Source organism: Thermodesulfobacterium sp. TA1 (genome assembly GCF_008630935.1).
Lineage (GTDB): Bacteria > Desulfobacterota > Thermodesulfobacteria > Thermodesulfobacteriales > Thermodesulfobacteriaceae > Thermodesulfobacterium.
In genome coordinates, this window is sequence record NZ_CP043908.1 from 1,265,902 (window position 1) to 1,281,779 (window position 15,878).

18 protein-coding genes and 1 tRNA gene are annotated in these 15,878 nt (G+C 36.5%); 3 read left to right on the forward strand and 16 right to left on the reverse strand.

From position 1 onward, the window contains the following. Window position 1 precedes the first annotated feature (1 nt). From metG to F1847_RS06505, 11 genes are all read right to left on the reverse strand, one after another. Window positions 2-1,882 carry a methionine--tRNA ligase gene (gene metG / locus F1847_RS06455; protein ID WP_206202389.1) on the reverse strand — a complete coding sequence of 627 codons (1,881 nt, stop codon included), beginning with the start codon at window positions 1,880-1,882 and terminating at the stop codon, window positions 2-4. Beyond that, complete coding sequence (locus tag F1847_RS06460) at window positions 1,882-2,757, reverse strand: regulatory iron-sulfur-containing complex subunit RicT (RefSeq protein WP_206202390.1); 876 nt, start codon at window positions 2,755-2,757, stop codon at window positions 1,882-1,884. The genes metG and F1847_RS06460 overlap by 1 nt, the downstream gene beginning before the upstream one ends. Further along, window positions 2,758-3,717 carry a GTP 3',8-cyclase MoaA gene (moaA, locus tag F1847_RS06465; RefSeq protein ID WP_150072260.1) on the reverse strand — a complete coding sequence of 320 codons (960 nt, stop codon included), beginning with the start codon at window positions 3,715-3,717 and terminating at the stop codon, window positions 2,758-2,760. Further along, the gene (locus F1847_RS06470; RefSeq protein WP_150072261.1) at window positions 3,711-4,244 is read right to left on the reverse strand and encodes a DUF4416 family protein; all 534 of its coding nucleotides are present in this window, start codon (window positions 4,242-4,244) and stop codon (window positions 3,711-3,713) included. Before F1847_RS06470 ends, moaA begins: the two co-directional genes overlap by 7 nt. Before the next feature lies 1 nt (window position 4,245). Further along, window positions 4,246-4,440: a Trm112 family protein gene (locus tag F1847_RS06475; protein ID WP_150072262.1), complete on the reverse strand. Its 195-nt coding sequence runs from the start codon at window positions 4,438-4,440 to the stop codon at window positions 4,246-4,248. A gap of 13 nt (window positions 4,441-4,453) precedes the next feature. Beyond that, window positions 4,454-6,340 carry a diguanylate cyclase gene (locus F1847_RS06480; protein ID WP_150072263.1) on the reverse strand — a complete coding sequence of 629 codons (1,887 nt, stop codon included), beginning with the start codon at window positions 6,338-6,340 and terminating at the stop codon, window positions 4,454-4,456. Window positions 6,341-6,395: 55 nt separating this feature from the next. Further along, on the reverse strand, window positions 6,396-6,746 hold the full coding sequence (locus F1847_RS06485) for a hypothetical protein (protein WP_150072264.1): 351 nt from the start codon (window positions 6,744-6,746) through the stop codon (window positions 6,396-6,398). A gap of 3 nt (window positions 6,747-6,749) precedes the next feature. Then, complete coding sequence (locus F1847_RS06490) at window positions 6,750-6,962, reverse strand: hypothetical protein (protein ID WP_150072265.1); 213 nt, start codon at window positions 6,960-6,962, stop codon at window positions 6,750-6,752. A gap of 1 nt (window position 6,963) precedes the next feature. Next, window positions 6,964-7,527, reverse strand: a complete 564-nt coding sequence (gene efp / locus F1847_RS06495) for an elongation factor P (protein ID WP_150072266.1) — start codon at window positions 7,525-7,527, stop codon at window positions 6,964-6,966. Between the two features lie 4 nt (window positions 7,528-7,531). Beyond that, window positions 7,532-8,581, reverse strand: a complete 1,050-nt coding sequence (locus F1847_RS06500; RefSeq protein WP_150072267.1) for a bis-aminopropyl spermidine synthase family protein — start codon at window positions 8,579-8,581, stop codon at window positions 7,532-7,534. 91 nt (window positions 8,582-8,672) lie between these two features. Further along, window positions 8,673-8,749 (reverse strand) — tRNA-Met (locus F1847_RS06505). 457 nt (window positions 8,750-9,206) lie between these two features. On the opposite strand from F1847_RS06505, the gene F1847_RS06510 reads away from it, so the two are divergent. From F1847_RS06510 to F1847_RS06520, 3 genes are read left to right on the forward strand one after another with little or no spacing between them, the layout of a single operon-like run. Next, window positions 9,207-9,692, forward strand: coding sequence for an Lrp/AsnC family transcriptional regulator (locus F1847_RS06510; protein WP_240702773.1), 486 nt, complete (start codon window positions 9,207-9,209; stop codon window positions 9,690-9,692). After that, the gene (locus tag F1847_RS06515; protein WP_150072268.1) at window positions 9,689-10,237 is read left to right on the forward strand and encodes a DUF4390 domain-containing protein; all 549 of its coding nucleotides are present in this window, start codon (window positions 9,689-9,691) and stop codon (window positions 10,235-10,237) included. The genes F1847_RS06510 and F1847_RS06515 overlap by 4 nt, the downstream gene beginning before the upstream one ends. Beyond that, a complete protein-coding gene (locus tag F1847_RS06520) occupies window positions 10,215-12,332 on the forward strand; it encodes a PAS domain-containing sensor histidine kinase (RefSeq protein ID WP_150072269.1) in 2,118 nt (705 codons plus the stop codon). Before F1847_RS06515 ends, F1847_RS06520 begins: the two co-directional genes overlap by 23 nt. Here F1847_RS06520 and F1847_RS06525 read toward each other — a convergent pair. The 5 genes from F1847_RS06525 to rpiB are packed head-to-tail and all read right to left on the reverse strand — an operon-like array spanning window position 12,303 to window position 15,876. Continuing rightward, on the reverse strand, window positions 12,303-13,103 hold the full coding sequence (locus F1847_RS06525; protein WP_150072270.1) for an A24 family peptidase: 801 nt from the start codon (window positions 13,101-13,103) through the stop codon (window positions 12,303-12,305). The two genes, F1847_RS06520 and F1847_RS06525, sit on opposite strands and share 30 nt — an antisense overlap. Continuing rightward, window positions 13,103-13,489 (reverse strand): PilZ domain-containing protein, encoded by a 387-nt coding sequence (locus F1847_RS06530; RefSeq protein ID WP_150072271.1) that lies wholly within the window; start codon window positions 13,487-13,489, stop codon window positions 13,103-13,105. Before F1847_RS06530 ends, F1847_RS06525 begins: the two co-directional genes overlap by 1 nt. Beyond that, window positions 13,476-15,044, reverse strand: a complete 1,569-nt coding sequence (locus F1847_RS06535) for an NAD(P)H-hydrate dehydratase (protein ID WP_150072272.1) — start codon at window positions 15,042-15,044, stop codon at window positions 13,476-13,478. Before F1847_RS06535 ends, F1847_RS06530 begins: the two co-directional genes overlap by 14 nt. Then, window positions 15,035-15,436, reverse strand: a complete 402-nt coding sequence (locus tag F1847_RS06540; RefSeq protein WP_150072273.1) for a holo-ACP synthase — start codon at window positions 15,434-15,436, stop codon at window positions 15,035-15,037. Before F1847_RS06540 ends, F1847_RS06535 begins: the two co-directional genes overlap by 10 nt. Continuing rightward, window positions 15,433-15,876, reverse strand: a complete 444-nt coding sequence (rpiB, locus tag F1847_RS06545; protein WP_150072274.1) for a ribose 5-phosphate isomerase B — start codon at window positions 15,874-15,876, stop codon at window positions 15,433-15,435. Before rpiB ends, F1847_RS06540 begins: the two co-directional genes overlap by 4 nt. Between the last annotated feature and the right edge of the window lie 2 nt (window positions 15,877-15,878).

Here is a 15,878-nt window from a genome sequence, read left to right on the forward strand (position 1 = left end):
TTTAACTTACTTTAGCCCCTGGGGCTATTTCTTTCTCAGGGGCAACCAAGCATAGCCCTTTATCATCCTTAGCTGCAAGGAGCATTCCTTCAGAAAGAACTCCTTTTATTTTAGATGGCTTTAGGTTGGCTATAATGACTACTTCTTTTCCTATCAACTCTTCTGGTTTATAATATTGAGCTATTCCTGAAACGATCTGTCTTTTTTCTGGGCAGAGAACCTCCAATTTTAAAAGCTTATCTGTATTAGGAATTTTTTCTGCAGCCACTATTTTTCCTACCCTTAAGTCAAGTTTTTTGAACTCCTCTATGGAAATAAAACTCTTCTCTTCGGTTTTTTGCTCTGACACCGTTTCCTCCTTTGGCTTTTCTTCTATTCTTGGAAAAAGAGGACTACCTTTTTTAGCTTCTGTCCCTTCTTTTAATCCCTTAAAGTTAAAAACCTCTTCCCAAGTTAAGGGGCCTTTATAAGAAAGGTTTTGGAGTAAAACCGATGAAGTTTCAGGCATTATCGGAGAAAGGGCTATAGCAAAACTTTTAATAACCTCAAGCAAAATCCTAAGCACCGTTCCTGCCCTGTTTAGTTCTCCTTTTTTAATAAGACTCCACGGGGCCTGTCTGTCTATGTAAACGTTTCCTTCTCTGATTGCCTCCCACAACCTTTCTAAAGCGCGATGAAACTGAAGCTCAGCAAAAAGTTGGTGATATTCCTCTAAAGCTCTTTTTACTAAGTCTAAGTAGGCTTGGTCTTCCTCTTTAATCTCACTTAAAGGAGGAATTTGAGATTTAAAGTATTTTTCCGTTAGGTTTAAGGTACGGTAAATAAGGTTTCCGTAATCATTAGCAAGGTCCGCGTTTATCCTGGTTATAAAGGATTCCAAACTAAACTCTGCGTCATAACCAAAGGCCATTTCTCTAAACAAAAAATATCTTAGTCGGTCTTTACCATAGGTTTTACTTAAAGTAATCGGGTCTACGATGTTTCCCAATGACTTAGACATCTTTAGCTTATCAACCAACCAATAGCCATGCACCAAAAGTTTTTTGTATACCGGTAGGCCTAAAGCTTTTAACATAATAGGCCAATAAACCGCATGAGGTTTCAAGATGTCTTTAGCTATAAAATGATGGGCCTCTTTCCACCAACCCTCCCATTTTGGGTCTTCTGGATACCCTATTCCTGTTAAATAGTTTAAAAGGGCATCAAACCATACATAGGTTACATAATCTTTATCAAAAGGAAGTTCAATACCCCACTCAAGCCTTTTTTTGGGACGAGAGATACAAAGCGGAGGTAGCTCTTCCTCTAACATGTTAAGCACTTCTTCTCGATAAAATTGAGGATAAATAAGCTCATTTTGCAGAATATACTCTTTTAGCCAGGTGCGATATTTTTCTAAATTAAAAAAGTAGTTTTTTTCTCTAATCAATTCAGGGGTTTTTTGATGGTCCCTACACCTTCCTTGTTCGTCAAGTTCTTTAGCGGTTAAAAATCTTTCACAACCTACGCAATAAAGTCCTTCATATTCGTCTTGATAGATTTCTCCTTTTTCGTAAAGCTGCTGAAGGACTGCTTGCACTACCTTTTTATGTTTTTCTTCGGTAGTTCTAATAAACCGATTATAAGAAACCCCAAAATAATCCCAAGTTGTTTTAAAAATTTGGCTTATTTCATCTACTAAAGCCTGAGGGGAAAGACCTTTATCTTTTGCGGTTTTTTGAATTTTGTCTCCGTGCTCATCTGTTCCTGTAAGGAAAAAAACCTGCCAATTTTTAAGTCTGTAAAACCTGGCAAACCCATCTACTAACAAGGTGGTATAAGCATGACCTAAATGGGGAAAGGAGTTTACATAATAAATCGGGGTAGTAAGATAGATAAGCATCAAGCCTCCTCCTCTTCAAGGGTCTTAAGTTGACCTTCAGGGATAAAATCTTCGGTATGCTCGACAATATAAGACTTTAAATCTTCAACCGGCACAGTAATCAGTTGTCCATCTTTTGTTTCTAAATAAACCAACTTTTGAAAAAGATGGTACTTTACTACACGATAGGATTCCTCGTTAATCTTGATTTTACTTCCCAATTTAGGAAGGTTATCTAAAAATTCCCGATAAACTTCCATCTCATAACTAAGACAACATAATAACCTTCCACAAGGACCAGATATCTTGTTAGGGTCAAGGATAAGACCTTGTTCTTTGGCAAACTTGATAGAAAGGGGTACAAAGGATTTTAAAAACTTAGCACAACAAAACTCCTTTCCACAATATCCTATACCTCCCAAAAGGGCGGTTTCATTTCTTACCCCTATCTGCCTCATTTCTATTCTCATCCTTAAAGCTCTGGCTAACTCCTTTACCAACTGTCTAAAATCAATCCTCCCATCTGCGGTATAAAAAAATATGATTTTGCTTCGGTCAAAAAAACAATCTACCCTAACCAACTTCATCTCAAGTCCAAGTTCCTTAGCAAACTGAAGACAAAACTCCCTACCCTTTTCTTCTATTTCTAATTTTTTTTCAAACTCCCTGATTTCTTTTAAAGTAGCCTTTCGCAAAACCACAGGTATTCCTTCTACATCAAAAGGAATCTTGTAAGAAACTTCGGTAAGTAGCAAAACTTCGTTTCTTCCGTCGGGCATCTCTGCCAGCACATAGGTACCTTTAGAAAGGGGCTTAGTAAGTTTTACTGCCATATCAGGATATCCCTGTTTTAAAGTCCCAGCACTCAACCAAACTTGAACTTCTTTATTTTCCATCTAACCTCCGATAGCTCTCATAGGTTTTAAAGTAGAGTTTAGATTATGCCTTTCAGGCTTTACCTTTAGAGCTTGAATAAAAAGCTCCTCTAATGAAACCTTTTTTTCCCTTAAAGCGGTTTTTAAGTTTATCTCAAAGTCTGAAAAAAGACAAGTCCTTAACCTACCATCAGCCGTAATCCTAAATCGGTTGCATCTATGACAAAAATGCTCAGAAATTGGTGAAATAAGTCCTATTTTCCCTTTAGCACCCTTCCATCTAAAAACCTTTGCAGGCCCCCCTCCTACCGAATTAGCAGGTAAAAGTGGTTGGTATGCCTCTAAAATCTTTTTAATCTCTACCACCTCTACTATATGGCTCTCATCCCAAAGAGAATTTCCACCTATAGGCATAAATTCAATAAACCTTACCTCTATGGGCTTTTCTATGGTTAGCTTAGCTAAGTCTAAAACCTCTTCGTCGTTGAATCCTCTTATAACCACCACGTTAACCTTAACCGGTGAAAAACCAAGTTCTAAAGCTAAGTCTAAACTTCTTATCACCTTTTCAAAACCATCAACCCCTGTAATTTTTCGAAACTTTTCTGGATTAAGGGTATCTAAACTAAGGTTTAACCTTTTTAAACCTGCTTTTTTAAGCTTTTCTCCTAACTCCTCAAGAAAATATCCGTTTGTCGTAAGGCTTAAATCTTCTATCCCGGTTATAGAAGCAATCCTTTCTACTAAAACTTCTATGTTTTTTCTAATCAAAGGTTCTCCCCCAGTAAGTCTTACCCTTTTAACCCCAAGCTTAGCCCCTACCCTTACCACCTCTTCTATCTCTTCCAACCTAAGTATTTCCTGATGGGGTAACCATTTCCAATTTTTATGAGTAAAGCAATAGATACACCTGAAATTACATTTGTCGGTTACCGATATCCTAAGGTATTCTATCTTTCTTCCAAAAGGGTCTATCAACATCCTTTTCTCTTTCTTAACTCCTTATAAACATCTCTTGCCTGGTTAAAAACCGGGATAAAAGCCTGATAATCTGGATAGGTCCAAGGAAGAGGCACGAAACTTTTATCTCTATAAATCAACGTCACCTCAGCAAAAACACTTCGACCTAAGTAAACCCTATGGGCATAGTCTTTAAAGGTTGAAAGCACTACCTTAGAAAGCTCTATATACCCTGGGTCAAGGTTTATACTCCTTTTCCCAGACTCAGTAGTATAACTAAGCTCTATTTGATAACAAAGGTGTTTTAAATCTACCAAAAAATCAGGGCTTTTTAGGTTTTCAAAAAAATAAAATCTTTTTTTCAAGTCTTTTCCCATCTCTTTTTCGTAATAAGAGGTAAAAGAAGAAAAATCAAAGGGTTCAGAAGAAAAAAACATCGGTCCCAGATGCGAGGTCAAATGAGTAAGAGCTTGTTCTCCCAAAAAAAGGTCTTGAGTGGTTAAAGCTATAAAAAAACAAACAGGAGCAGGTTGTCTTGGATGACTCATGTCAAGAGGTTAAGTTTTCTATTTTTAAAGCCTCTTCAACCAACATCACCGGAATGTCCTCTATTACCGGATAAAAAAGCTTGCAAACCTTACAATAAAACCCTTCTTTGTCTTTAAAGTTTAAAAACTCTAAATCGCCTTTGCACTTAGGGCAAGCAAGCACTTCTAAATAAACTTTAATTCTTTCTTGGTCCATGTCTTATATAATATCATGTTTCAATTTTTACGCAATTTTTCCCTGACCTTTTAGCCAAATAAAGGGCTGAGTCTGCCCTTTTAATTAGTTCTGAAACCTCTTCGGTTAAAAGGTACTCACTTACCCCTAAGCTTATGGTAACTTTAATCTTATTAACCCCTATCTCTAATTCTTCTACCGCGGTTCTTAATTTTTCTGCTACCATCACGGCGTTTTTCAGGTCTGTTTCTGGTAAAACTACGATAAACTCTTCTCCCCCCCAACGGCCAACTACATCTTGTTCCCTAAGGTTATTTTTAAAAGTCTCAGCCAAAGCTTTTAAAACCTCATCCCCTACATCATGACCATAGATGTCGTTTACCCTCTTAAAATTGTCTATGTCTATCATTATCACAGAAAAAGGTTGTTTGGTTTCCTCAGCTTTTTGTTTAAGACTTTCTAACACAGTAGACACAAACCTTCGATTAAACAACTTGGTAAGTGGGTCGGTAATAGATTCTAAATAAAGTGCGTCTTCCAACTTTTTCCTTAAAGTTATATCCCAAAAACAAACGATAGACTCTATAACCTTTCCTGATTCATCTTTTACCTGAGACACCTTAACGTTGGCTATCAAATAACTACCGTCCTTCCTCTTCAAAACCAAATCACCTTCCCAGTCCTCTCCCTTAGCTATAGCCTCACATATCAAACATTTATGTTCTAACAGCTCTACAAAAACCTCATGGTCCCTTTTCCCTATCAACTCCTTTTCCGAATAACCTAAAAGTTTAAGAAGTTTAGGATTAACCAGGGTAATTTTAAAATCCTTTACCGTATAAACCGAGATTTCCATAAAATTAAGAACCACGTTTAATCTTTTTCTTTCTAAGAATACCTCCCTTGCCTTCTTATTGGTATAAAAAGAAACAAGCAGTATCAAAATCAATAAAAAGGTATACCCCCAGAAGTTTTTATAAAAATCTTTATATAAGGCTTCAAGCTCTTTTGCTTGCCTTATATTCAACAAAAACCCTACCGTATCCCCCTTAAAGTCCGTAATAGGAATAAGAACTACCTCATAAACCTCTCCCTTTTTAGGCCTAAACTCAAAAACCTGATTTTTTTCTAAATACAAAGCCTTTTTAAAAGCCGGTTCTTGAGATAACTTTTTTAGAATATCTTTATAAAAGATTTCATTTTTTGAACTTGCTTGGTATTCTACCCAATCCTCCCCTAAAAAACTTAGAGAAAACTGCTTTTTATAAGGTTCTAAAAGTTTGTCTACCGTTTCTTTTTTCTTAAAAATAAACCTACAACATAGGTCTGGACTCAGTTCTTTGACCAACCTTTCAAAATGGCCAACCGAAACCACAAAATCTGCACTTCCTAAATATTCTTCCTTCTCATCCATCAAAGGCACGGTGTATCTAAACCCACTTAAAACCTTTCCTGATGCAAACCCAAAAACCGGTCTTTTATGTTTCATCACATATCTTAAATCCTCTCTCTCCCTCGTAAGGTCGTCTCCATAAACAGAAGGATTATAGATCCTTAAAAGACTTCTTCCATCAGAGGTGTGAAAATGCAAGTCTAACCCTAAATCAGGAAATTTCTGAATAAAAGGTAAAAGAAACTGGTAAAGCCTATTTCTTAAGACTTCTTCATCTCCTTTATAACTTTTAAAAAGGTTTTGTATACTTTGAGACGCTACTATCCCTGTAACATAAAGTTGGGTTAGCCTTTTTATAGAATTAATCGTAGAATTATACATGACAATACGGTCGTTTAAATTGTTTTCAAGAATAGTCTGTTTTTGTGATGAAAAGTTATTATAAAGAACCCCTATCCCTAAAATCCAACCCCAAAAAATCAACCCTAAAATAACACCATAAGACTTATAAAATAATAATTTTTTCATACATGAATTAATAATACATAACCACCAAAAAACAAGATAAAAATACAAAACCTGACTAAAGGATGGGTTTTAGGGTTTTTTGGATGACTGAAGAAAAGTTTTTTAAGGTGTTAAAAACTTCGTCTATTTCTTTATCTTCGGAAAAGACTATCTTTTTAGCCTCTAAAAGCACCTCTTGGTCTTCAGGATCGACTGATTCTAAGGCCTTTTGCCAAATTTCTTGAAAAGAGGGTGGATGGTCTGGAGGGGTTATTTGAGAGAGGGACCAGAGGGCTTTAAGCCCTGTTTGGAAGATTTCTCGAGCCTTTTTTCTAAACTCCTCTGGTTTGGTTTTATAAAGATGTAAGTCTTTTAAAAGGTCTTGGACATACTTAAAATAGCTTCTTGCCCTGATAAAATAAACCATTCTTTATTCAGAAGTTTTTTTGAAAACCTCTTCTCCCCATTTTCTGTAAAAATGTTTGGTGATAACCTCGTCTGCTATCTCACAAATTTGAAAAATAGTCTCTATCATATCTAACATCTCTTCTTGGCCATCCTTAGGCCGCATTTCAAAATCTTCTATAAAGGCACCACTTTCTAAATATTCCTTAAACTGTTGCAATTTTTTAAGGGTAACCAACTTAACCAGCCCTCTCGAGGTATTCTCCTGTTCTAGTATCTACTTTAATCCGGTCTCCTTTATTAATAAAAAGTGGCACCTGTATGACTGCCCCGGTCTCAAGGGTAGCTGGTTTAGTAGCAGAACCTACGGTGTCTCCTCTAACCCCTGGCTCGGTTTCCACTACCTCTAACTCCACGATGTTAGGAAGGTCTATCCCTATAACCTTTCCACGGTAATAGATGATGTAAACGGTTAAATTTTCCTTTAAAAACTTGCCTGCTTCTCCTACTTCTTCTTCTCTAACATAAACTTGGTCGTAATCTTCTAAATCCATAAATACATACTGTCCCTTTTCTTTATACAAAAACTGCATCTCTTTTTCTTGAAGGTCAGGTTTTTCAAACTTTTCTCCTGCACGAAAGTTAACCTCAAAAACCCTACCGGTGGTTAAATCTTTTAATCTGGTTCTAACCGTAGGCTGATTTTTAGAAACCTTTACATGCTGAAACTCTAAAATTTCATATGGCTTTCCATCCCACTCTATTTTTAAACCTCTCTTAAAGTCTGATGTGCTGTAAGCCATGGCCTTATCCCTCTTTGATGTTTTTTTCTAAATAAGAAGGTAAAGGTGTAGCCCAAGATTCATCGTCAAAATAAAGCTCTTCAACGTTGGAAGGAACTTCTATGTTTAAAACCTTAGGTTTCTCTACCGCCTCAAACCTGATAAAACAAGATTTATACCAGTCCACATCAGGCATCGACAGATCAAACTCTTTCATAATCCTATAGGTTCTATAAAAATCTTCCCATTGATTTTCCTCTTCAGGATAAGTAGTAAAATCCCTTAGAATATCGGTTAACACAAACCCTGAATCTAAAATAAACCTCTGAAAATCATACCACTTATTCAAAGAGGCCTCTCGGTGAGTAAAACCTATATAACCAGCAGATCCCTCCCCTTTTAAGGCCTGAATACATCTGTAAACAAAGAGCTTTAAACCTTTTTGGGTTTCTACTGGATCAGTAACAAAAACATCAAACTTTTGATAAAGCTCCGAAGGGAGCTTTTCTATCACGTTGTAACTGTAAACTTCTATGTTTGAATAACCGATAAGTTGAGCCTTTTCTTTAATAAATTGATTAATCCTTTCGTCTATTTCTACTACCACTATTTTTTTTGGTAATTTAGTAAGAGCCATACTTAAAGATATCAAGTCGTCATCCCCTAAAATAAAAACCTCAGCACCTTCAAGGTCTCCCCTTTCATATATAAAAGCAGTCCTTTTAACCGTATCTTTTGGGAAAATAAACCCTTGATCAAAGTCGCTTGTCGGTAAAGGACGGTCTTTAGTGATCTCTATAAACCTTTCTAAAATTTGTTTCCAAAAAGGATTTTGTTCAAAAGGAGAGCAAAAAAGACATCCTGGACTTTGATAAGGTAAAATTTGTAAACTACCTACTGCAAGATAAAAATAAGGTTTTTCATACTTTATTGTTCCGTCTTCAAGAAGTTGCTTTATCGCCTCTAAAAAATCTACCAAATGGGCATCTTGATAATTTACCAACTCCCAAAAAGAAGCCTTATCTTTAGCCAAGGTTCTTAAGATTTGCCTTTTAATACGCTCTAAGTTTTTCACTTTTTAATCCTCTTAAAAAGTTTACTCCCGAAAGAGATTTTATGTAAGGCTTTTAACCTCAAAAAAGATTATTTAAGATAGAGAAGCAAATTGGTTGCGGGGGTGGGATTTGAACCCACGACCTTCGGGTTATGAGCCCGACGAGCTACCAGACTGCTCCACCCCGCGATCTTATCAATTGATTTATAATATAATAACAAATTTAAAGATGTCAAGCCAGGAATTTACAAAAATTTCTACTCAAGCCCGAGAAAACTTCTGTCTCAACCCTTCTTCTGCATCATCTCCCATAGCAACTAACCCAAAAATCTTGTTATTCTCATTGATTAAGTCCTTCTATTTTTCTGATTTATAAAACTCTTCTTTTCCTAAAAACTTAACATACCCCCTCATAACTAAGATTATCTTCAATGCCTATCGCTTAGTTTATTCTTAAACTTAAAAGGGTTATGGGCCTCAAGGCATCACTATAACTTAGACCAAGAGCTTAAAAGGTAGTCTAAGGCCTCCTTTCAGATTAGGGATCTAAACATGACCTTTTAAACTTGTAAACACCCTATATAAGGCTCTGGTTGAAAAATTGTAGTTAGATGCTATCTTAAAAAACAAAAAAGGTATTTTTCCTTTGAAAAAAGAAGTTTTGTCTGAAAAAGAATGGCTGGTTTTAAAAGATTTAATAAAAGGGCTTCCTTTTTGTGAGAAACCCTTTTTAGAAATAGCTAAAAAACACCATCTTTCTCAAGAAGAGGTCCTTGAGGTAATAAAAAGCCTTTTTAAAAAGAAAGTTATCACCAGGCTTGGCATAACCTTAAGACACAACCTTGCAGGCATAGAAGGGAATGCGATGGTTGCCTGGAAGGTAGATGAAGAAAAGGCAGAAGAGATAGGAAAACTTTTGGCTCAAAGGCCTTATATATCCCACTGCTACCTACGTAAAACCTATCCAGACTGGCCATACAATCTATATACCATGGTCCACGGAAAATCAAGAGAAGAGGTTTTGTCTATGATTAAAGGTATTGCAGAAGAGTTTGAGATTAAGGACTACGAAGTCCTTTTTACTCAAAAAGAAATCGTAAGAAAACATGCCCGATATGATTTAGACCTATGAAAAAACTTTGCTTAAGCCTTTTTTTGTTTTTTCTCTTTTTTAGTTCTTCTCTGGCTTTAGAGATAAAACAAGCCAAAATATACCGATCCCACAGTCAACTTATTCTAAGTCTTTTTTTTAAAAATTTTCCAGTTCAAGAAATAGTTCTTGCTTTAAAAGAGCAAAAACATCCTGTTTACCTGAACTTTTCCTTTGAGTTTTTCAAAAAACGTTTTCTTTTAAGTGATGTGCTTATCCATAAAGAATTATACACGCAAAAACTTTATTATGACCCAGAAGTAAACCTTTATTTTTTAGAAGACAACTTTGGACTGAAAAGTTTTGAAAGCCCAGAGGAACTTGTCCTTCAAATCCTTTCTTTAGACTCCTATCCTCTAAGGTTTCAGGTTAAAAACAACCTTTCAACCCTTTATCTCAAAACTAATTTAGAGATTAGCTATCAAACCCACCTTTCTAAAGACCTAAGATTTACAAAAAAAGAACGAAAAATACGTCTAAAAGCAGAAAAAATCTTTTCTCTCGATGAGATTAGTAACCAAAATTAAAGATTTTTTAAAAAAACATAAGATATTTATAGGACTTTTAGTCGGGCTATTTTTTTCCTTATGGATTGAGTTTAATCTCTTTGACTTTTCCTTTTTTACCCTTACTCAAAAGAACCTTATTCTTTTTCTTCTGTTTCAAATAAACCTCATATTAATCCTTCTTCTCCTCTACTTCATTTTTCGGTATATCATCAAAATTTTTTATGAAATCCGAATAAAAAAAATTTCTAAAAGCTTAAAAATAAAACTCTTTCTTATCTATTTCATTTCGATTGTATTTCCCTCTTTGGTGTTGGTGCTTGGTAGTTTCTTTTTCTTTAAGAAAACCTTAGATTACTGGCTTAAAGAATTCTTAGAAGAAAAGGTTTTAACCGTTATCTTAAAACCTGAAGACTATATTAAAGACATCGAAAGAGACCTTCTTTCTAAAGGACAAAAAATTATCCAAGAATATCTTACCCAAACCGAAGAAATCAAAAGTTCGGTCTTAAGAGAAAGGTATCGTTATTTTATGCGGGTAGACTCAATAGAGGTTTTTGACTGGAAAGGCACCCTGGTAAAAAAAACCTATTCCTCTGAGATTTCCCAAAAAATCGGTATCGCCCCTTCTTTTTTAGAGAAACTAAAAGCCTCTCAAGGTCCTCTTTCTGAAGTCTCCTTGGTTAATTCAAACCCTTATCTAAGGGTCTTTATACCTTTTTATGACCAAACAGGCAAACCCCTTTTATTAGCCATCGGTAAATTTTTAAAAATAGAAGACTTTACAGGAGAAAAAGAAATAGTAGAAAAAAGATATTTTAAAACTTTTAAACAATTTTTGATGGCTGCAGGAACACTGGTCCTTCTTTTGGTAGTGTTTGTAGGAGTATGGGTAGGAAGTAAAATAGGAAGGAACCTAACAGAACCTTTGCAAAACTTGGTGGTGGCTGCTCAAAAAATTTCTAAAAAAGATTTTAATCTTGAAGAGATTAAAGTCAACGCCCCTTCAGACGATGAAGTCGGAAGGCTTATAAAAGCCTTTAATGAAATGACTAAAAAAATTAAAGAATATGAAGAGGAGGTACAAAATTACAACCGTTATCTACTCTCTGTGCTTGACCATTTACCTGTAGGGATTTTAGTCCTTACCCCTGACCTAAAAGTCAAATTTTCCAACCAAAACCTTAAAAGGTTAATAGAAATCTATGGTTTCTCAACCCTCGAAGAACTAATAGAAAGACTTAACCTTCCTACCCTTTTATCCCAAATAGACCTTACTAAACCTTTTTACACCACCCTTTCTTGGTCTAAAGAAGAAAAAGAAGTTAGCTTAGGGATTACCCTTCTTAAGCTGGAGTTTCTAAAAAACCTTGAATATCTATTAATCTTTGAAAACTTAGAAGAAAAGGAGCGTCTAAAAAGGCTTTCTTTCTGGAAAGAGGTAGCCTTAAGGGTATCCCATGAGATAAAAAATCCTTTAACCCCTATTAAACTTTCGGTAGAAAGATTAAAAAGACAGCTTGAAAAAACTTTAGAAGGAGAAAAAAAAGAGGTTTTGCTGCGCACCACCAACATCATAGAAAAGTACATAGAAGAACTACGCAAACTGGCTACGGATTTTCATTATTTTACCAAAAATCCTGTACTTAACTTAGAGAAGGGTACTATTTTAGAAAGCATCTTAGAGGTGGTTTCTCTTTATGAAATCGCCTATCCTGAAGTAAAATTTCATCTTAAAGTAGAGGACGAGGGACAGTGCCTTTTTGACCATTTTCAGTTAAAACGCGTTTGGGTTAATCTCTTAGATAACTCCATCAAGGCTATGCATGAAAAAGGAGAAATCTTTGTTTCTATCAACCGAGAAAAAGACTGGATACTTATTAAAATAGAAGACACCGGAGAAGGTGTACCTTGGGAAATTACAGAGAAGATAAACCAAGGAGACCTTTTAAGTTTAAAAGACTTAGGTACAGGTCTTATCATGGTATATTCTATCATCAACCTACATAAAGGATACATCAACCTCTGCAAAAAAGAAGAAAAGGGCACCTCGATTATCATCAAACTGCCTGTTCAAAGAAATGCTTTAGAAGAAAAGGAGAGACAACCACTCTAAGAAAAAGGTATAAAAAGCAGCCCCAAAGGCTAAAAAGGGCCCAAACGGAATCTCTGTTTTTAGGTCTAAATCCTTATAAACCCCTTTGAACCTATACCAAAAAACCACTAACAAGAAAATTAGTATCCCTGAGAAAGAAGCTATCAAAAGTACCCAGTAAAAACTTTTATAACCTAAAAAGGCACCTATACCACCCATCAGCTTAAAATCACCCATACCAAGGCCGTCTCGCTTAGCCAAATGATAATAAACTTCGTTGATCAAAAAAAGAAGCCCTATCCCAGCCAACATAGATACTAAACTTTCTTCGAACCCAACCCAAGGATTTAACCCTAACAAAGAGGCTACCACCCCTATTAACATCAACCCCAAACTAAGCCGGTCTGGTATTTCTTTAATCCTTAAGTCTATAAAGCTTATTACCAAAAGCATACACAAAAAAAACCAAAAAACCCAAAAGGTTGCCCACCCATAAACAGGCTTAAACTTAAAATAAATAGTTATCCCTATAAGGGCGGTTAATAGCTCTACCAAAGGATATCTTAAAGAGATAGGGGTTTTACAGTAAGCACATCTTCCTTTTAAAAAAACATAAGACAAAATCGGAATGTTGTAGTACCACTTAAGCTCGGTTTTACAAACAGGGCAATAGGACCTAATAGGACTTATTATGGACAAACCTTCAGACCAGCGATAGATAACCACATTAAAAAAACTACCTAAAACTAAACCAAAAATCCCTAAGACTACAACCACCCAAAAGGACGACATCAATCCTTCTCAGAAGAATTTTCCTGGAGTTCTTTAGCGGTTTCTAAGTATTTCTGATAAACCTTTTTGGCTTCTTCTATGTTTAAAAGCGCCTTAAGATAGTAATTCCAAACAGGCAGGAGTTGTCTTTCTATCTCTAATATCTCTATACCCAAACCTGGCTCTTTTTCAGTGCCATGATGAACCACCAACCCATATACAGGAATTACCCCTATTTCTGGGATTTCTATCTCGAAGAAAACCATCTTCCTTACAGAAATGTTTTTTTTCCCACGAACAAAACAACCTTTGTAAGAAATGTTAACTACCTCATAAACATCTTCATCCCCAGGAAAATAAGCTTTAAGCCTGGTAGGACACCGTGGAAACCTTCTAAGGTCTATCATAACTTATCTCCTTTAAAACTTCTGGAATTTTGTGAGCTACCTCTGAAGCTAAATAACCAAAAGGTCCTTTCTCAGAAGAAAGTCTATTTCCTGCCCATCCGTGTAAAAACACCCCTAAGCAAGCTGCCTCAAAAATTTCATACCTCTGGGCAAGCAATGCCCCTATCAACCCAGAAAGCACATCTCCAGTGCCTCCCTGAGAAAGACCAGGAACATCAACTACTGAAATACCTTCCCTTCCGTCTGGGGAGGAAATTACCGTATGAGGACCTTTTAGCACCACCACCGCTCCTGTTATTTCAGAAAGCCTCTTAGCCGAAGAAAGGGGGTCTCTTAAGATTTCCTTTTTAGATACCTTAAGCAGCCTTTCTGCCTCACCAGGATGAGGAGTAAGTATCTTTGGACAAGAAATCTCTTTAAGTCTTTCTGGGTTTTCAGAAGCTATGGTTAGACCGTCTGCATCTATCACCACAGGAACCACGACCTTCTCTAATAATCCCCAAAAAAGCTTTTTTACCTCTTCACTTAACCCAAGTCCAGGACCGATTACTAATGCAGTTTTATTTTCGCAAAGACTGACTAAATACTCAAGGTTTGTATAGCTAACCTCTCCTCTTTGGTTTTCCTCAAGACCTGAGGTTAGGACCTCAGGCAACATAGATGCATATACCGGTTGAAGACTTTTAGTAGAGGCTAAGGTTACCAGCCCAGCCCCGCCTCTTAAAGCTCCTATCGCAGAAAGTAATCCAGCCCCGCTTTTTCCCTTGCTTCCTGCTAAGACAAGCAGATGGCCAAAAAGCCCTTTATGGGTATAGCCCTTTCTTGGTTTAAAAACTTTTTTAGCCCAGTTTAAATCGATAAGATACCTTTTTGGTCCTTTTTTTTCTAACAATGGTTTAAAAAAACCTATAGGACAAACTTTAAGGATGCCTACATGCTCCTTACCCGGATAGACAAACTGCCCTACCTTGGGAAGCTCAAAGGTAACCGTAAGGTCGGCCTTAACCGCTGTTCCCAGCACTTGACCTGTATCAGCACAAACTCCAGAAGGCATGTCTACCGCTACTACCTTACATCCTCTATTCTTCCTATAAAAATTGATCTCTTCTACCATGATAGCTAAGTTGCCTTCGATAGGCCTTTTTAGTCCTGTCCCAAAAATAGCGTCTACTATTATTTCAGGAGAAAAATCATAAAGAATCTTTCTAAACTCAACGATATAACCTACCTCTTCAGGCATAAAACCTAAATTCTCAAGTACCTTAAGGTTGGTCAAGGCCTCTCCCTGATAGGTTTCTTTTCCTGAAACCAAGACCACCTCTACTTCATATCCAAAGTTAGCAAGATATCTTGCACATACCATTCCATCTCCGCCATTATTTCCAGGTCCACAAACCACTAAAACATGGGAAAAGTTATCAACCGGGTAGGCTTCTTGAATGGCTTCAGCCACAGCCAACCCTGCTCTTTCCATCAAAACCTCGGCAGGAAGCCCTACCTCCTGGATAAACCATCTATCGAGTTCCTTCATCTCAGAGGCCTTTACTACCTGCATACCAACTCCTCCTCACATCCGGTTATTACCAACATGCATACCACATAATCCTTTTCATGAGAAAGGCTAACCCAACATTCCTTTCCTCCTCTTTTTTTAAACACCTCTAAAGCCCTACCTTCTATTTCTATCAAAGGTTTTCCTGAGTTTAGGTCTCTAAGTAGACTTATTTCCTTCCAGATAAAAGGTTGATAACCCCCTAAAGCCTTATAAAAGGCCTCTTTGGCAGCAAAAGAAGAAGCTAAATAGACAGAGGGTTCTTTGCGTTTTAGGGCAAGAGAAACCTCTTTAGGATGAAAAACTTTAACTAAAAACCGGTTTTGATAAATAGAATAAATTCTTTTAATTTTAGGTAAATATACTAAATCTACTCCTATACCAATTACATTCATCTAAAGTTTTTAAGTTTTTCTATTAGTTCGAGCCTACGCTCGTGCCTCCCTCCTTCAAAAGGTGTTTCCAGAAAGGTTTTAACTATCTCTACCGCCATCCCGTCTCCGATCATCCTTCCGCCAAGCACAAGTACGTTGGCGTTGTTATGAAGTCTTGCCATCTTAGCTGAAAAAGGCTCATGACATAGAGCCGCTCTTATTCCTGCAAATCTATTAGCTACGATACTCATCCCTATCCCTGTACCACAGATAAGAATACCTCTTTCTACGTCTCCTTGTAAAATCTTTTCTACAGCCTTAACCCCATATTCAGGATAATCAACCGCTACGTGAGAATAACAACCTACATCTACTATCTCATACCCCTCTTTGACCAAAAAATCCTTTATTTTTTCTTTAAGAAAATATCCTGCATGGTCTGAAGCTATCACAATTTTCATAA

Bases quoted from the DNA above. Each gene is read 5' to 3' on its own strand.
- F1847_RS06475 (WP_150072262.1), bottom strand. From the start codon at position 4,440: ATGGACCAAGAAAGAATTAAAGTTTATTTAGAAGTGCTTGCTTGCCCT.
- F1847_RS06485 (WP_150072264.1), bottom strand. From the start codon at position 6,746: ATGGTTTATTTTATCAGGGCAAGAAGCTATTTTAAGTATGTCCAAGAC.
- F1847_RS06470 (WP_150072261.1), bottom strand. From the start codon at position 4,244: ATGAGTCATCCAAGACAACCTGCTCCTGTTTGTTTTTTTATAGCTTTA.
- rpiB (WP_150072274.1), bottom strand. From the start codon at position 15,876: ATGAAAATTGTGATAGCTTCAGACCATGCAGGATATTTTCTTAAAGAA.
- F1847_RS06535 (WP_150072272.1), bottom strand. From the start codon at position 15,044: ATGCAGGTAGTAAAGGCCTCTGAGATGAAGGAACTCGATAGATGGTTT.
- efp (WP_150072266.1), bottom strand. From the start codon at position 7,527: ATGGCTTACAGCACATCAGACTTTAAGAGAGGTTTAAAAATAGAGTGG.
- metG (WP_206202389.1), bottom strand. From the start codon at position 1,882: ATGCTTATCTATCTTACTACCCCGATTTATTATGTAAACTCCTTTCCC.
- F1847_RS06520 (WP_150072269.1), top strand. From the start codon at position 10,215: ATGAGATTAGTAACCAAAATTAAAGATTTTTTAAAAAAACATAAGATA.
- F1847_RS06540 (WP_150072273.1), bottom strand. From the start codon at position 15,436: ATGAATGTAATTGGTATAGGAGTAGATTTAGTATATTTACCTAAAATT.
- F1847_RS06515 (WP_150072268.1), top strand. From the start codon at position 9,689: ATGAAAAAACTTTGCTTAAGCCTTTTTTTGTTTTTTCTCTTTTTTAGT.
- moaA (WP_150072260.1), bottom strand. From the start codon at position 3,717: ATGTTGATAGACCCTTTTGGAAGAAAGATAGAATACCTTAGGATATCG.
- F1847_RS06480 (WP_150072263.1), bottom strand. From the start codon at position 6,340: ATGAAAAAATTATTATTTTATAAGTCTTATGGTGTTATTTTAGGGTTG.
- F1847_RS06530 (WP_150072271.1), bottom strand. From the start codon at position 13,489: ATGATAGACCTTAGAAGGTTTCCACGGTGTCCTACCAGGCTTAAAGCT.
- F1847_RS06460 (WP_206202390.1), bottom strand. From the start codon at position 2,757: ATGGAAAATAAAGAAGTTCAAGTTTGGTTGAGTGCTGGGACTTTAAAA.
- F1847_RS06525 (WP_150072270.1), bottom strand. From the start codon at position 13,103: ATGTCGTCCTTTTGGGTGGTTGTAGTCTTAGGGATTTTTGGTTTAGTT.